At 73.3% G+C, this 14,644-nt stretch carries 18 protein-coding genes; 13 read left to right on the forward strand and 5 right to left on the reverse strand.

All coding sequences use genetic code 11. From position 1 onward, the window contains the following. Nucleotides 1-46: 46 nt before the first annotated feature. On the reverse strand, nt 47-901 hold the full coding sequence (locus tag FHU40_RS07500; RefSeq protein ID WP_183591601.1) for an MOSC N-terminal beta barrel domain-containing protein: 855 nt from the start codon (nt 899-901) through the stop codon (nt 47-49). Between the two features lie 54 nt (nt 902-955). Here FHU40_RS07500 and FHU40_RS07505 point away from each other — a divergent pair, with 54 nt between their 5' ends. The 3 genes from FHU40_RS07505 to FHU40_RS07515 are packed head-to-tail and all read left to right on the forward strand — an operon-like array spanning nt 956 to nt 3,295. Continuing rightward, nucleotides 956-1,732: an exodeoxyribonuclease III gene (locus tag FHU40_RS07505; protein WP_183591602.1), complete on the forward strand. Its 777-nt coding sequence runs from the start codon at nt 956-958 to the stop codon at nt 1,730-1,732. A 49-nt stretch (nt 1,733-1,781) separates the two neighbouring features. Further along, entirely contained in the window at nt 1,782-2,843 is a 1,062-nt protein-coding gene (locus FHU40_RS07510) for a DNA recombination protein RmuC (RefSeq protein WP_183591603.1), read from the forward strand. Continuing rightward, on the forward strand, nt 2,840-3,295 hold the full coding sequence (locus tag FHU40_RS07515) for a DUF6542 domain-containing protein (RefSeq protein WP_183591604.1): 456 nt from the start codon (nt 2,840-2,842) through the stop codon (nt 3,293-3,295). The genes FHU40_RS07510 and FHU40_RS07515 overlap by 4 nt, the downstream gene beginning before the upstream one ends. Here FHU40_RS07515 and FHU40_RS07520 read toward each other — a convergent pair. Together FHU40_RS07520 and FHU40_RS07525 are read right to left on the reverse strand one after the other, a co-directional pair. Beyond that, nucleotides 3,241-3,864 carry an L-threonylcarbamoyladenylate synthase gene (locus FHU40_RS07520; RefSeq protein ID WP_183591605.1) on the reverse strand — a complete coding sequence of 208 codons (624 nt, stop codon included), beginning with the start codon at nt 3,862-3,864 and terminating at the stop codon, nt 3,241-3,243. The two genes, FHU40_RS07515 and FHU40_RS07520, sit on opposite strands and share 55 nt — an antisense overlap. Before the next feature lie 10 nt (nt 3,865-3,874). Beyond that, the gene (locus FHU40_RS07525) at nt 3,875-4,876 is read right to left on the reverse strand and encodes a 4-hydroxy-3-methylbut-2-enyl diphosphate reductase (RefSeq protein ID WP_183591606.1); all 1,002 of its coding nucleotides are present in this window, start codon (nt 4,874-4,876) and stop codon (nt 3,875-3,877) included. Nucleotides 4,877-4,922: 46 nt separating this feature from the next. Here FHU40_RS07525 and xseA point away from each other — a divergent pair, with 46 nt between their 5' ends. Genes xseA through FHU40_RS28865 form a run of 3 tightly spaced genes read left to right on the forward strand, consistent with a single transcriptional unit; the run spans nt 4,923 to nt 6,607 of the window. Beyond that, nucleotides 4,923-6,170: an exodeoxyribonuclease VII large subunit gene (xseA, locus tag FHU40_RS07530; RefSeq protein WP_183591607.1), complete on the forward strand. Its 1,248-nt coding sequence runs from the start codon at nt 4,923-4,925 to the stop codon at nt 6,168-6,170. Beyond that, a complete protein-coding gene (locus FHU40_RS07535; RefSeq protein ID WP_183591608.1) occupies nt 6,154-6,420 on the forward strand; it encodes an exodeoxyribonuclease VII small subunit in 267 nt (88 codons plus the stop codon). The genes xseA and FHU40_RS07535 overlap by 17 nt, the downstream gene beginning before the upstream one ends. Nucleotides 6,421-6,475: 55 nt before the next feature. Then, nucleotides 6,476-6,607: a hypothetical protein gene (locus FHU40_RS28865; protein WP_281374568.1), complete on the forward strand. Its 132-nt coding sequence runs from the start codon at nt 6,476-6,478 to the stop codon at nt 6,605-6,607. Between the two features lie 119 nt (nt 6,608-6,726). Here FHU40_RS28865 and FHU40_RS07540 read toward each other — a convergent pair whose 3' ends face one another. Beyond that, nucleotides 6,727-7,287 (reverse strand): DUF4245 family protein, encoded by a 561-nt coding sequence (locus FHU40_RS07540; RefSeq protein WP_183591609.1) that lies wholly within the window; start codon nt 7,285-7,287, stop codon nt 6,727-6,729. 66 nt (nt 7,288-7,353) lie between these two features. On the opposite strand from FHU40_RS07540, the gene FHU40_RS07545 reads away from it, so the two are divergent. The 6 genes from FHU40_RS07545 to glpX are packed head-to-tail and all read left to right on the forward strand — an operon-like array spanning nt 7,354 to nt 12,759. Beyond that, entirely contained in the window at nt 7,354-8,589 is a 1,236-nt protein-coding gene (locus FHU40_RS07545) for an SLC13 family permease (protein ID WP_183591610.1), read from the forward strand. A gap of 54 nt (nt 8,590-8,643) precedes the next feature. Further along, nucleotides 8,644-9,039 (forward strand): TOBE domain-containing protein, encoded by a 396-nt coding sequence (locus tag FHU40_RS07550; protein WP_183591611.1) that lies wholly within the window; start codon nt 8,644-8,646, stop codon nt 9,037-9,039. Beyond that, entirely contained in the window at nt 9,036-9,818 is a 783-nt protein-coding gene (modA, locus tag FHU40_RS07555; RefSeq protein WP_343057772.1) for a molybdate ABC transporter substrate-binding protein, read from the forward strand. Before FHU40_RS07550 ends, modA begins: the two co-directional genes overlap by 4 nt. A gap of 3 nt (nt 9,819-9,821) precedes the next feature. Further along, the gene (locus tag FHU40_RS07560; RefSeq protein WP_343057773.1) at nt 9,822-10,616 is read left to right on the forward strand and encodes an ABC transporter permease; all 795 of its coding nucleotides are present in this window, start codon (nt 9,822-9,824) and stop codon (nt 10,614-10,616) included. Continuing rightward, nucleotides 10,613-11,698 carry a sulfate/molybdate ABC transporter ATP-binding protein gene (locus FHU40_RS07565; RefSeq protein ID WP_183591612.1) on the forward strand — a complete coding sequence of 362 codons (1,086 nt, stop codon included), beginning with the start codon at nt 10,613-10,615 and terminating at the stop codon, nt 11,696-11,698. The genes FHU40_RS07560 and FHU40_RS07565 overlap by 4 nt, the downstream gene beginning before the upstream one ends. 20 nt (nt 11,699-11,718) lie before the next feature. Then, nucleotides 11,719-12,759 carry a class II fructose-bisphosphatase gene (gene glpX / locus FHU40_RS07570; RefSeq protein ID WP_183591613.1) on the forward strand — a complete coding sequence of 347 codons (1,041 nt, stop codon included), beginning with the start codon at nt 11,719-11,721 and terminating at the stop codon, nt 12,757-12,759. On the opposite strand, the gene FHU40_RS07575 is transcribed toward glpX, so the two are convergent. Further along, nucleotides 12,724-13,560: an esterase/lipase family protein gene (locus tag FHU40_RS07575; RefSeq protein WP_183591614.1), complete on the reverse strand. Its 837-nt coding sequence runs from the start codon at nt 13,558-13,560 to the stop codon at nt 12,724-12,726. The two genes, glpX and FHU40_RS07575, sit on opposite strands and share 36 nt — an antisense overlap. Nucleotides 13,561-13,648: 88 nt before the next feature. On the opposite strand from FHU40_RS07575, the gene FHU40_RS07580 reads away from it, so the two are divergent. Then, complete coding sequence (locus FHU40_RS07580; RefSeq protein ID WP_183591615.1) at nt 13,649-14,581, forward strand: alpha/beta hydrolase family protein; 933 nt, start codon at nt 13,649-13,651, stop codon at nt 14,579-14,581. Nucleotides 14,582-14,644: the final 63 nt, after the last annotated feature.

The following is a 14,644-nucleotide window of genomic DNA, read 5'->3' on the forward strand; positions in this document are numbered from 1 at the left end:
GAGTCTACGGGCGGCGTACGACGGTGCCCCAATCCGCCGACGGCGCTCAGCGGGCCGGTCGGATCGGTCCCGCTCCCGGGGGCACCGCCTCGAGCACCTCGATCTCGTCGCCGACCCGGATCGTCGCTCCCGGCGTGTCCGGCACCAGGTTGATCGCGAACCAGGTCGCGCCGTCCCAGCGGCGGATCCGGGCCAGGGAGGCGATCGGCTCCTTCTCGCGCACGGCGGTGTCCGGGTCGACCGTCGTCATCACGCAGCGGGCACAGCCCTTGACCGCCCGGAAGGTCGCCTCGCCGATCCGGACCCGGCGCCAGTCGTCCTCCGCCCAGGCCGCAACCCCGGACACGACGACGCTGGGCCGGAACCGGGTCATCGGCAGCGGCGCGTGGCCGCCACCGGACGACTCGAGGACGACGTCGTTGAGCGCCGCCAGGGACTCCTCGGTGGCCAGCAGGAGCGGATAGCCGTCGGCGAACGACACGCGGTCGTCGGGTCCGCTGAAGCGCGGGTCGGTCGGGCGACGGGTCGGGTCGTCGAGGTGGACCAGCCGGGCCGGGCACCCCAACGCCTTGCTGAACCACGCGTCGGCCTCCGGCCCGGCCGGCGCGGCGGTCAGCCGCGAGGCCCAGATCTCGACCGCGACCTGGGCCGCGGGGTCGGGTGTCGGCACCGACAGCGGCGGCAGGTCCGGCGCGGTCACCAGCAGACCGTCGCCGGTGAGGACCGGGTCGATCAGCAGCATCCGGTTCACCTCGCGGGCGGTGATCACGGTGCCCGCCTCGTCGACGACCATCCAGCGCCGGTCACCCGACAGCCCCCACGGCTCGACCAGGGCCGAGTCGACCGACTCCCCGCGGCAGGACTTGACCGGGAAGCGGTGGATCGAGGTCAGCTGGGCCACGGCAGCAGGATACGGACGGACACCCGCTCCGGCCTGGTCACTAGGGTGGCGGCCGTGCGCATCGCCAGCTGGAACGTCAACTCCCTCCGCTCCCGCATCGACCGCGTCGAGGCGTTCCTCGACCGGCACCAGGTCGACGTGCTGGCCCTCCAGGAGACCAAGGCCCGCGAGGACCAGCTGCCGCTGATGGGCCTCGAGGCGCGGGGGTACGACGTGGCCGCGGCGGGGGTGGACCAGTGGAACGGCGTGGCGATCCTGAGCCGGGTCGGCCTCGATGACGTGATGACCGGCTTCCCGGGCCAACCGGGATGGGGCGAGGTCGCGGAGGTCGAGTCGCGGGCGATCGGCGCGACCTGCGCCGGCGTCCGCATCTGGTCGCTGTACGTGCCCAACGGTCGCAAGCCCGACGACCCGCACTACGTCTACAAGCTCGACTGGCTGGCCCGGCTGCGCGAGGCCGCGGTCGACTGGCGCGACCAGCCCACGGCGCTCGTCGGCGACTGGAACATCGCACCCACCGACGACGACGTCTTCGACATCAAGCAGTTCGCGAAGTCGACGCACGTGACGCCGCCCGAGCGCGCGGCGTTCCAGGCGTTCCTCGACGACGGGTACGTCGACGTCGTCCGGCCGCACGCCCCCGAGCCGGACACCTACACCTACTGGGACTACTACCGGCAGCGCTACGAGCGCAACCGCGGCATGCGCATCGACTTCGTGCTCGGCTCACCGTCACTGGCCGCGCGGGTGACCGGCGCGTTCGTCGACCGGGAGGAGCGGGCCGGCCAGGGCGCCTCCGACCACGCGCCCGTGGTCGTCGACCTCGATTGACCTCCGTCGTCGAGACACCACTGTCGGTGGCCAGGTCCATGCTGGCCCCATGGACATCCTGACGCTCTTCCTCACGCTGCTGGTCGGTCTGGCGATCGGCGCGGTCGTCGGGCTGCTGTGGGCGCGCTCGCGCCCCGTCGCCGTGCAGCGGTACGCCGCCGGCCTCGTCGACCAGGCCGAGGTGATGCAGGGCCTGGACCGGCTCAGCGACCAGATGCACCACCTCGACCGGGCGCGGGCGACCTGGCAGGGGCAGTTCGACACCCAGGTCGAGCAGCTCCAGCGGGAGACCAGGTCGCTGGCGACCGCGCTCCGCAAGCCGCAGGTGCGCGGCCGCTGGGGCGAGCTGCACCTACGCCGGGCGGTCGAGCTGGCCGGGCTCGTCGACCGGTGCGACTTCGCCGAGCAGGTCCGGCTCGACGACGGCGCCCGGCGGCCCGACCTGGTGGTCCGGCTGGTCGGCGGCCGGAGTGTGGTGGTCGACGCCAAGGTGCCGCTCGACGCCTACCTCGACGCGACGTCGACCGACGACCCCGACGAGCACCGCCACCACCTGCGCCGCCATGCCGGGCAGCTGCGTACCCACGTCGACGCGCTCGGCGGCAAGCAGTACTGGCGGTCGCTGCCCGAGAGCCCCGAGTTCGTGGTGCTGTTCGTGCCCGCCGAGTCGTTCCTCGCGGCCGCGCTCGACGCCGACCCGGCGCTGATCGAGTACGCCGCGACACGGCAGGTCGTGCTCGCCACGCCGACGACCCTGATCGCGCTGCTGCGCACCGTCGCGCACGGCTGGAGCCACGAGGCGCTGGCCGACCAGGCGCGGGAGATCCACCGGGTCGGACGCGAGCTCCACGAGCGGCTGACCAGCATGACCGGCCACCTCGACCAGCTCGGACGCTCCCTCAACGCGGCGGTCGGCCACTACAACCAGGCCGTGGGATCGCTGGAGTCGCGGGTGCTGGTCTCGGCCCGCCGCTTCGGCGACCTGCCCACGCCCCGTCAGGTGGAGGCCGCGGCCAGGTCCGCCGGTGGCGCCACCGCGGTCGGACTGCACGCGGTCGACCGGCGCGCCGCCGATGACGGCGACGCGAGGGACCCTAGCGTGGCCCTGTGAGCCAGCGGACCCTCTGGGAGGAGGGGCACGAGCCCGGCCGTCAGGTGGCCGTCCTGGGAGTGGCGGTCACGTTGACCGCCGCTGTCCTCGACCTGTTCGTGTTCGGCTCGGTGGGGGTGCTCTTCGACCTCTGCTTCGTGCTGCTCTGCGTGGCGCTGGCGCTGCTGGTCCGGCCCCGCGACTTCTTCACCGTCGGCGTGCTGCCCCCGCTGCTGATGGTCGGCACCTTCACGTTCCTGGGCGTGATCCGGCCCGATGCCGTCGCCGACGCGGGGGACGGCGTGGTGCAGTCGGTCGTCACCGGCCTCGGCCACCACGCGGGCGCGCTGATCGTCGGCTACGGGCTGAGCCTGGGCGTGCTCGCCGTACGCCACCGGGTGCTGCACCGGCACGGCACTCAGGCCGCGAACCGCTCCGGGTCACCGGCGCCGACCCGCACCACCTCGGGGTAGCCCTCCGACCAGTCGACGACGGTCGTCGGCTCGGCCAGCGTCTCGCCGGCCTCGATGACGAGGTCGACCTGGTGGTCGAGCTCCTCCTTGATCTCCCAGCCGAGGCTGCGCGGCTCGTCCTCGCCGGGGAGGATCAGCGTGCTCGTGAGCAACGGCTCGCCGAGCTCGCCGAGCAGCGCCTGCACGAAGACGTGATCGGGGATCCGGACGCCGACGGTGCGCTTCTTCGGGTGCATCAGCCGCCGCGGGACCTCCTGGGTGGCCGGGAGGATGAACGTGTACGGGCCGGGCGTGGCGGACTTGATCGCCCGGAACGCCGAGTTGTCGATCTGCACGAACTGGCCGAGCTGGGCGAAGTCCTTGCACATCAGCGTGAAGTGGTGCCGGTCGTCGAGGCCGCGGATGCGCAGGATCCGGTCGCGACCGTCACGGTTGCCGAGCTGGCAGCCGAGCGCGTAGCCCGAGTCGGTCGGGTAGGCGATCAGCTGGTCGCCGCGCAGCGCGTCGGCGATCTGGCCGAGCAGCCGCGGCTGAGGGTTGTCCGGGTGGACGTCGACGTACCGCGCCATCGTCAGCGACTCACGCTCGTCCCGCGGCCTTGAGGTCGCGACGCAGCTCCTTGGGCAGGGCGAAGATCAGCGACTCCTCGGCGCTGTGCACCGCCTGGGCGTCCGGATAGCCGCGCTCGGCCAGGAGCGCCAGCACACCCTGCACCAGCGCCTCGGGCACGCTCGCGCCGGAGGTGACGCTGACGGTGCTCACGCCGTCGAGCCACGACTCGTCGATCTCGGAGGCGTCGTCGACGCGGTGGGCCGCCTTCGCCCCGGCCTCGAGCGCGACCTCGACCAGGCGCACGGAGTTGGACGAGTTGCCCGAGCCCACCACGATCACCAGGTCGGACTCGCTGGCGATCTCCTTGACCGCGAGCTGGCGGTTCTGGGTGGCGTAGCAGATGTCGTCGCTGGGCGGGTCGAGCAGCTCGGGGAACCGGGCCCGGATCGCCGCCACCGTCTCGAGGGTCTCGTCGACCGACAGCGTGGTCTGCGAGAGCCAGGCGACCCGCTTCGGGTCGCGCACGACGATCCCGGGCACGTCGGCGGGGCTCTGCACGAGCTGGATGTGGTCCGGCGCCTCCCCGGCGGTGCCCTCGACCTCCTCGTGGCCGGCGTGGCCGATCAGCAGGATGTCGTAGTCCTCGCCGGCGAACCGCTTGGCCTCGTGGTGGACCTTGGTCACCAGCGGGCAGGTCGCGTCGATGGTCTTCAGCGACCGCTCCTCCGCCTGGCGGTGCACCTCGGGCGAGACGCCGTGGGCGGAGAAGACGACGGTCGCGCCGGTCGGCACCTCGTCGAGCTCCTCGACGAAGATCGCGCCGCGCGACTCGAGGTCGGAGACGACGTGCTTGTTGTGGACGATCTGCTTGCGCACGTAGACGGGGGCGCCGTACAGGTCCAGCGCCTTCTCCACCGTGATGACCGCGCGGTCGACGCCGGCGCAGTAGCCCCGTGGCGCCGCCAGCAGGACGGCCTTGTCGGCCGCCTCCGGTGACAGGATCGGCGGCATGCCCATGTCGGTCGTCATGGCGTCCAGTCTAGGGAGGTCGGTGCCATCCCCTAATCTCCCGGGCATGGCCCTCGACACCTCCCCCGAGTCGCCGGCACCGGTCCGCCAGATCGCGAACGCGATCGCGGGCTGGGTGGACCGGCTCGGCGCGGTGTGGGTCGAGGGCCAGGTGGCCCAGGTCAACCGCCGGCCCGGCATGAGCACCGTCTTCATGACCCTGCGCGACGCGGTCGCCGACATCTCGCTCACCGTCACCTGCTCGCGCACCCTCTTCGACGGAATGAACCCGCCGCTGGTCGAGGGCGCCAGCATCGTGGTGCACGCCAAGCCCTCCTACTACGCCAACCGCGGCACGATCTCGCTCTACGCCCGCGACATCCGGATGGTCGGCCTCGGCGAGCTGCTCGCCCGGCTCGAGCGCCGCCGCCAGCTGCTCGCCGCCGAGGGTCTCTTCGCCGTCGAGCTCAAGCGTCCGCTGCCGTTCCTGCCCGGCACGGTCGGCCTGGTCACCGCACCCAACAGCGCCGCCGAACGAGACGTGCTCGAGAACGCCCGGCGGCGCTGGCCGGCGGTCCGGTTCGAGGTGGCGTACGCCGCCATGCAGGGGCCGCGCTCGGCGGCGGAGGTGATCGAGGCGGTCGAGCGCCTCGACCGCAACGCCGCCGTCGAGGTCATCGTGGTCGCCCGGGGCGGCGGGTCCGTCGAGGACCTGCTGCCGTTCTCCGACGAGGGCCTGATCCGGGCCGTCGCGCGGGTGCGCACCCCGCTCGTGTCCGCGATCGGCCACGAGCCCGACCAGCCGCTGCTCGACCTGGTCGCCGACGTGCGCGCCTCCACTCCGACCGACGCCGCCAAGCTCGTGGTGCCCGACGTCGCCGACGAGGTCCGCAACGTCGTGCGGGCCCGCGAGCGGATCCGCGGCGCCCTGGCGGGCTGGATCTCCCGCGAGCAGGCCGGCCTCGACGCGCTGCGCTCCAGGCCGGCCCTCGCCGACCCGCGCACCCTGCTCGACGCACGGCTCGACGAGGTGCACCAGCTCCGCGACCGGGCACGCCGCTGCCTGCGCCACTCGCTCGAGCGGGCCGCCGACGACGTCGGCCACCAGCGCGCCCGGGCGCGGGCGCTCTCCCCGCTCGCGACGCTGCAGCGCGGGTACGCCGTGGTCCAGGACGCCGACGGACACGTGCTCACCTCGGTCGGCGACGTCGCCGCCAAGCAGCGGATCAGCGTCCGGGTCGCCGACGGCCGGATCCGCGCCACCACCACGAGCACCGAGAGGATCGACGGGGAGACCGATGGCCAAGAAGACTGACCGGGAGCGCGCCGAGACGCCCTCCTACGAGGAAGCGCGCCAGGAGCTGGTCGAGGTGGTCCGCGCCCTCGAGACCGGCGGCACCACGCTCGAGGAGTCCCTCGCCCTCTGGGAGCGCGGCGAGCAGCTCGCCACGATCTGCCAGGACTGGCTCGACGGCGCCCGGCAGCGCCTCGACGCCGCGATCGAGGCCGACGACGGCGACGGCGACGGCGACGGCGACGGCGCTGAGGACGCCGACCAGGACTGATCGCCGCCAGGCTGCAACAGTTCGGCCGCACGGCGGTGCGCATCGCGACCATCCGGTGCTCGACCTCGAGCAGGCCACGAAGATCGCCACCCTGCCGTGGTGGGGCCGCACCGACCTCCCGGTCGAGTACGTCGAGGCCGGGAAGCGACTCGAGGGCTACAGCGATGTCACCGGCGGCGCGGGCTGACGAGCCGCTTCGTTCGCGCTGGCCCAGCCCGGCGGTGAGCCAGCAACCATTGCCGGCTCCGGAAAGGTTGCCTGCTCACCGCTGACCGGCGCCGCCGACCGACCGAACGCCGACCAGGGCTACGGCTGCAACGGCTCCGTCGTCAGCGACTCGACGAACGCACGCAGCGCCTCGGGATCGCCCGAGCTGTAGACGAGCACGGTGTCGTCGCCGACCTCGGTGGTCCAGGCGTGGTCGGTGTCGGTGTCGTCCCAACCGGTCCAGGTGCCGACCGGGGTGGTGAGGGTGTCGCCGTTCTCACGGACGCCGTCGCCGACGTACGTGCCGAGCAGGGCGCGCTCGGACTCGTCCTCCTGGTGTACGCCGGCGGTGCGCTCGTCGTCGGTGGTGAACACCATGTCGACGGCCGGGCGGTTCCCGGAGTCGAACGACGCGTCCTTGACCGACCAGCCGTCGGGGAGCCGCGGCGGGTAGACCGGCTCGAGGCCGAGCTGCTGGATGCTGACGACCATCTCGCGGTAGTCGATGTCCGGCGGCTGGTACTCCGGGGTGTCACGGAAGGTCCCGCGGAAGGCGACGATGCCCAGGACGACCAGCACCAGCACGATCATCGACCCGATCAGGCCACCGAACGACCGCTGGTAGCGACCGGGCTTCCCGGTCTGCGTCTCCTCGCTCACGCAGGACCTCCTCTTCCGGAAACATCCTCACAGGTCGGCCCAGGGCCGGTGACCTAGGGTCGCTCCGTGCCGGTCGTCGACGTGATCCCCGTCGCGGCGCTCGTCGCCCTGCTGGTGACGGCATACGCCCATCCGTCGGGCCGGGTCGAGGCACTGGTCGGGCTGCTCGCGGCGGCCGCCACCCTCGCGACCGGCGTGCTGGCGTGGCCGGATATCGAGGACACGCTCCGCCACCTCGGCCCGGTCGTGCTCTTCCTGGTCACGATCCTGGTCGTCGCCGACGTCTGCGGACGCTCCGGACTGTTCACGGCGGCGGCGGGCCTGATCCGCGACGCCGGTCGCGGCCGGCCGCTGCCGATCTTCACCGGCGTCTTCCTGCTCGCCGCGGCGGTGACCGCCGTGCTGAGCCTCGATGCCACGGTCGTGCTGCTCACCCCGGTCGTCGTCACCGCCGCGGTCGGCGCGGGCACGTCGTACCGCCCCGGCGCACACGCCTGCCTGCGGATGGCCAACTCCGCCTCGCTGCTCCTGCCGGTCTCCAACCTCACCAACCTGCTGGCGATGCCGCACCTCGACCTCACCTTCGGGCAGTTCGCGGTCCGGATGGCTCCGGTGCTCGCGGTCGTGCTCGTCGTCGAGTACGCCGGGCTGCGGCTGCTCTTCCGCCGGGAGCTCGCCGAGTCGCCGGCGCCGGGCGGTCCGACCGGGACCACCGCGCTGCCGCTGGTGCCGCTGGTCGTGGTGGGCCTGATGCTGGTCGGCTTCGCGGTGGCCTCACCGTTCGGCATCGCGCCGTGCTGGGTGTCCGGGGTCGCCGCGGCGGCGCTGGTCTGGTGGGCGCGGCGCCGCGGCCTGCTGGCGGTCCGCGACGCCGTCGACGCCGCCCACCCCGCCTTCGCGCTGTTCGTGCTGTGCCTGGGCGTCGTGGTCGCCGGCATCGCGACCGGCGTCCTCGGCGACCGCGTCGCCGAGGTGCTGCCCTCCGGCTCCGGCTTCGGCGCCCTGCTGGCGATCGCGCTGCTCGCCACCCTGCTCGCCAACCTGTTCACGAACCTCTCGGCGACCCTGCTCCTCGTGCCGCTGCTGGCGCCCCGCGGCGACAGCGCCGTCCTCGCCGCGTTGCTCGGGCTGAACATCGGCTCGGGGCTCAGCTACACCGGCTCGCTGGCCAACCTGCTCTGGCGCCGCGGCCTGATCCGGCTCGGGCACCCGCCCTCGCTGCGGGCGTTCCACCGGGTCTCGCTGCTCCTCACGCCGGTCAGCCTGATCGTCGCGGTGCTCGCGCTGAGCCTGACGAGTTAGCGCATCTGCGGGCGAAATTGACACAAACGCCCGCATCTACGGCATGATCACCGCGTGACGACATACCGGATCGCGGAAGCGGCCGAGCTGCTCGGCGTCAGCGACGACACCATGCGACGTTGGGTCGAGGCCGGCCGCGTGGCCAGCACCAAGGAGGACGGCCGCACGGTCGTGCCCGGCGCCGACCTGGCGGCCTTCGCCGAGTCGCTGGCCGAGCATCCCGACCGGGAGGCCACCCGCGCGGCCGCGGTGAGCGCGCGCAACCGGCTGTCCGGCATCGTCACGAAGGTGGTCAAGGACCGGGTGATGGCCCAGGTCGAGCTGGTCTGCGGCCCCTACCGGATGGTCTCGCTGATGAGCACCGAGGCGGCCGAGGAGCTCGGCCTCGAGCCCGGTGTGCGAGCCATCGCGTCCGTCAAGTCCACCAACGTGATCGTGGAGCGCCCGTGAACAAGCCCCTGCGCAAGCTGGTCCTGCTGCCCGCCGTCCTCGCCCTGGTCCTCCCCCTGGCCGCCTGCGGGGGTGACGACGACGGGGAGGCCGGGAACGGCGGGACGACGACGCTGACGGTGTACGCCGCGGCGTCGCTCACCTCGACCTTCGAGCAGATCGGCGACGAGTTCGAGAAGGCGCACGACGGCGTCGAGGTCGAGTTCAGCTTCGGCGGCTCCTCCGACCTGGTCACCCAGATCCAGGAAGGCGCCGAGGCCGACGTGTTCGCCTCCGCCGACACCGCCAACATGGACAAGCTGGTGGACGCCGACCTGGCCGGCGAGGACCCCCGGGACTTCGCGACCAACACCCTCGAGATCGCCACGCCCCCGGACAACCCGGCCGAGGTCGCGAGCTTCCAGGACCTGGCCTCGAAGGGCCTCCAGCTGGTCGTCTGCGCACCCGAGGTGCCGTGCGGGGCCGCCACCCAGACGATGGCCGACAACCTCGGCGTCACCCTGAAGCCGGTGAGCGAGGAGCAGTCGGTCACCGACGTGCTCGCCAAGGTCACCTCCGGCGAGGCCGACGCGGGCGTCGTCTACCGGACCGACGTGACCGCCGCCGGCGACGCGGTCCACGGCGTGACGTTCCCGGAGTCCGGCGACGTCGTCAACACCTACCCGATCGCCCCCGTCGACGGCAGCGACGAGTCCGACCTGGCCGCGCAGTTCGTCGAGTTCGTGCTCGGCGACACGGGCCAGCAGATCCTCCAGGATGCCGGCTTCGGGCAGCCTTAGCCCGTGGCCCCAGGAAGACAACGGCACGTCGGACTCCCCGGCTGGATCTTCGTCCCCGCCGTCCTCGGCGCGGCGCTGGTCATGCTCCCGCTCGCCGGGATGGTCTCGCGCGTCGACTGGAACAGCTTCCTCTCGCTGGTCACCTCCGACTCGGCGCTGACCGCGCTCTGGCTCAGCCTGCGGACGTCGGTCGCCTCGACCCTGCTGTGCCTGGCGTTCGGGGTGCCGATGGCGCTGGTGCTGGCCCGCACCAGCTTCCGCGGGCAGGGCGTGATCCGGTCGCTCGTGCTGCTCCCGCTCGTGCTGCCACCGGTCGTGGGCGGCATCGCGCTGCTCTACACGTTCGGCCGCCGCGGACTGCTGGGCGAGCAGCTGGACGCGATCGGTGTCCAGATCGCGTTCTCGACGATCGCGGTGGTGCTCGCCCAGACGTTCGTGTCGCTCCCCTTCCTCGTGGTCAGCCTCGAGGGCTCGCTGCGCACGGCGGGTGAGCGGTACGAGGTGGTCGCCGCATCGCTCGGCGCCCGGCCGACGACGGTCTTCCGCCGGGTGACGCTGCCGCTGGTGCTGCCCGGGCTGGTGTCCGGCGCGGTGCTGTCCTTCGCCCGGGCGCTCGGGGAGTTCGGCGCCACGATCACCTTCGCCGGCAGCCTGGAGGGCACCACCCGCACGCTGCCGCTCTACATCTACAACCTGCGGGTGACCGACCCCGACGCCGCGGTCGCGATGTCGCTGGTGCTGGTGCTGGTCGCGGTGCTGGTGATCACCTTCGCCCGGCCCGGCCGGGGGGCGCTATGAACGCCCCGACGGTGAGCGACCTCCAGCTCACCGCCCGGGTCGACGACCGTGGCGTCGACGTCGCGCTGGACGCCGCCGCCGGCGAGACCGTCGCCGTGCTCGGCCCGAACGGCGCCGGCAAGTCGACGCTGCTGTCCGTGGCCGCCGGCCTGCTGCGCCCCGACGCGGGCCGGGTGGTCCTCGACGGCACCGAGCTGACCGGCCCGGACGCCTGGGTGCCGCCGCACGCGCGCCGGATCGCCCTGCTCGCCCAGGACGCGCTGCTCTTCCCGCACCTGAGCGCGCTCGAGAACGTCGCGTTCGGGCCGCGCAGCAGGGGCGTGTCGCGGCACGTCGCTCGCGAGCGCGCCCGCGCGTGGCTCGACGAGGTCGGCGTCGGCGAGCTGGCCGGCCGCCGGCCGGACCAGCTCTCCGGCGGCCAGGCCCAGCGGGTCGCGGTCGCCCGGGCGCTCGCCGCCGACCCCCGGCTGCTGCTGCTCGACGAGCCGATGGCCGCCCTCGACGTCGCCGTGCGCCCGGCCCTGCGGCAGACCCTGCGCCGGGTGCTGACCGACCGGACCGTCGTGCTGGTCACCCACGACGTGCTGGACGCGCTGCTGCTCGCCGACCGGGTCGTGGTCGTCGACGACGGCCGGGTCGTCGAGGAGGGGCCGACCCAGACGGTCCTCGCCCGGCCGCGGAGCGCGTTCGCCGCCCGGATCGCCGGCCTCAACGCCGTACGAGGGACCTGGCGCGACGGTGCCGTCGCCGGCCCGGACGGGATCGAGGTCAGGGGCCTGTCCGATGGCGAGCAGCCGACCGCCGGAGCCCCCGCCGTGGCGGTGTTCCGGCCCAGCGCGGTCTCGGTGTACGGCGACGGCGACCACGAGCCCCCGGCCGGCAGTCCGCGCAACGTGATCGCGGTGACGGTCACCGACCTGGAGCCGCTCGGCGACCGGGTGCGGGTGCACGCGGCCCCACCGAGCGGGCCGAGCCTCGCCGCCGACGTCACCCCGCTCGCCGCCGCCGAGCTCGACCTGGTGCCGGGGCTTCACGTGGTGTTCAGCGTCAAGGCCACGGAGGTCTCGGTCTACCCGGTCTGAGGACCGATAGAGTCGCGGCCATGAGCGAGCCCTCCTCCCCCCGTCAGGCGGATGCCCTCTCCGTCGCACCGCAGTCGCCCGATCGCAACCTCGCTCTGGAGCTGGTCCGGGTGACCGAGGCCGCGGCGATGGCCGCCGGCCGGTGGGTCGGGCGCGGGGACAAGAACGGCGCCGACGGCGTCGCGGTCAACGCGATGCGGGTGATGATCTCGACGATCGGCATGGACGGCATCGTCGTGATCGGCGAGGGCGAGAAGGACAACGCCCCGATGCTCTACAACGGCGAGCGGGTCGGCGACGGCTCCGGTCCCGAGTGCGACGTCGCGGTCGACCCGATCGACGGCACCACGCTGACCGCGAAGGGCATGACCAATGCGGTCTCGGTGCTCGCGGTGTCGCCGCGCGGCTCGATGTACGACCCCTCCGCCGTCTTCTACATGGAGAAGCTGGTCACCGGCCCCGAGGCGGCCGACGTCGTCGACATCCGCCTGCCCGTCGCGGAGAACATCCACCAGGTCGCCAAGGCCAAGGGCAAGACGCCGAGCGACGTGACCGTCGTACTGCTGGACCGGCCCCGGCACGCCGCCCTGGTCGACGAGATCCGGGCCACCGGCGCGATGATCAAGTTCATCACCGACGGCGACGTCGCCGGCGCGATCATGGCCGCCCGCGCCGAGACCGGCATCGACCTGCTGCTCGGCATCGGCGGCACCCCGGAGGGCATCATCACCGCCTGCGCGATGAAGGCCCTCGGCGGCACCATCCAGGGCCGGCTGTGGCCGCAGGACGACGACGAGCGCCAGAAGGCGATCGACGCCGGGCACGACCTCGACCCCGACCACGTGCTGACCACCGACCTGCTGGTCACCGGCGACGACTGCTTCTTCGTGGCGACCGGCATCACCGACGGCGAGCTGCTGCGCGGGGTGCGCTACGGCGCCGGCGGGGTGACCACCCACTCGCTGGTGATGCGCTCGCGCAGCGGCACGATCCGCTCGATCACCTCGGAGCACCAGCTCCAGAAGCTACGCGCTTTCGCCGCGATCGACTTCGACAGCTGAGCAGGGCGAGGTACGCCCGAGGCGGTCGACCACCAGGTCGATGACGCGGGGGTCGAAGGCCATGCCGAGGTGGGACGCGCTCACCTCGACCGCCTCGGCGAGCGGGTCGACGCAGGCGCGCCAGTCGACGATGCCGTCGCGCCGGGAGTAGATCGAGGTGTTGCCGGTCCCGCTCGGCAGCGGGAGCCGGCTCTCCTCGAAGCTCTGCCGAGCACACGCCCCCGCGACGCAGTCCTCGGCCATCAGCCCGGGTACGCCGGCCCGGCTGAGCCGCACCAGCAGCTCGACGCTCGCGCCCAGCGAGCGGTGGTGGGCGCCGGGCGCGAGCATCGGGCTGCCCATCGTGACCACGCCCGAGACCAGGTCGGGCCGGCGGGCCGCGATCCCGCGGGCCAGCATGCCGCCGAGGCTGTGCCCGACCAGCTGCACCCGCGCCTCGCGCCGCATCGCGATCGCCTCCAGCCGCGCCTCGAGCTGCGCGGCGGCGGCCCGCGTGCAGCCGACGTTGGCATGGATGTGCGAGCGGTAGGTGCGGAACCCGCGCGCCCGCAGGGCCCGGGCCATCAGCCCGAGCGTGCCGTCGCCGGCGAGGAAGCCGGGCACGAGCAGCACCGGATCGCCGTGGCGCACCCCGGCCCGCGCGGCGTACGGCGTGTCGCGCCGCGCCCGCCGGTCGCCGGCCGCGCGCAGCGCGAACCTGCCGATCTCGAGCACCGCGCTGCCCTCGCGGAGCACCGCCGCCGGCCCGGGGGCCGTGAAGCCCTCGGGCAGGAGGAAGTCCGCAAGCGCGGTGGGACGCATGTGAGCCACGTTACGTCCGGTGACCACCCCTCCGGGTGAGATTCCGGGGCGGCATGTCGGTTTCACCTTCAACTGGTTGACTGGGTCCATGCCGTCGTCTCCCGCCGAGGTCGTCGTGTCCGAGGAGCTCTTCGCTCCGGTCGGGCGGGGCATCGAGCTGTGCTACCAGACCTTCGGCGACCCCGACGGCGACCCGCTGGTGCTCGTGATGGGCCTCGGCGGACCGATGACCTGGTGGGACCCCGACCTGTGCGCGGGCCTGGCCCGGGCCGGCTTCTACGTCGTGCGCTTCGACAACCGCGACTCCGGGCGCTCCACCGTGCTCGAGACCCAGGTCTCCCGAGCCTCGGTGGTGCGCGCGTTCGCCGGGCGGAGGGTGCGCCCACCGTACGGCCTCGCGGACCTGTCCGACGACGTCTTCGGGCTGCTCGACCACCTCGGGCTCGACGGCGCCCACGTCGTGGGCGTGTCGATGGGCGGCATGGTCGCCCAGACGATGGCGATCGCCCGGCCCGACCGGGTCCGTTCGCTGACCAGCGTCATGTCGACCACCGGCAAGCGCAGCGTCGGCTGGCAGCACCCGGCCCTGCTCCCGCGGCTGATCGCGCCGCGCCGGGCCGGCCGCGAGGCGTACGTCGCGGGCGGAATGGCGTTCGCCCGGCTGACCGGCTCCCCGGCCTACCCGGAGCCGGAGGACGCGATGCGCCGGCGCTTCGAGGAGACCTTCGACCGCGGCGTGCACCCCGACGGGGTGGTGCGCCAGATGCTCGCCGTGCTCACCCAGCCGAACCGCAGCAGCCGGCTGCGCGGCGTACGCCTGCCCACGTTGGTGGTCCACGGGCTCGCCGACCGGATGGTCCACGTGTCGGGCGGCCGGGCCACGGCCGCCGCCGTCCCCGGCGCCGAGCTGCTGCTCATCGACGGCATGGGCCACGACCTCCCCGTGCCCCTCCACGAGACGTTCGTCAACGCGATCCGCGGCAATGCCGAGCGGACCGGTGGTTTCGAGGCTCGTCGCTAGCGCTCCTCGCACCTCAACCACCGTGACGGTGGTTGAGGTGCGAAGGCGCCCTGGCGCCTGAGC

Origin of the sequence: Nocardioides soli (assembly GCF_014191495.1) — a bacterium.
Classification (GTDB): Bacteria; Actinomycetota; Actinomycetes; order Propionibacteriales; family Nocardioidaceae; genus Nocardioides; species Nocardioides soli.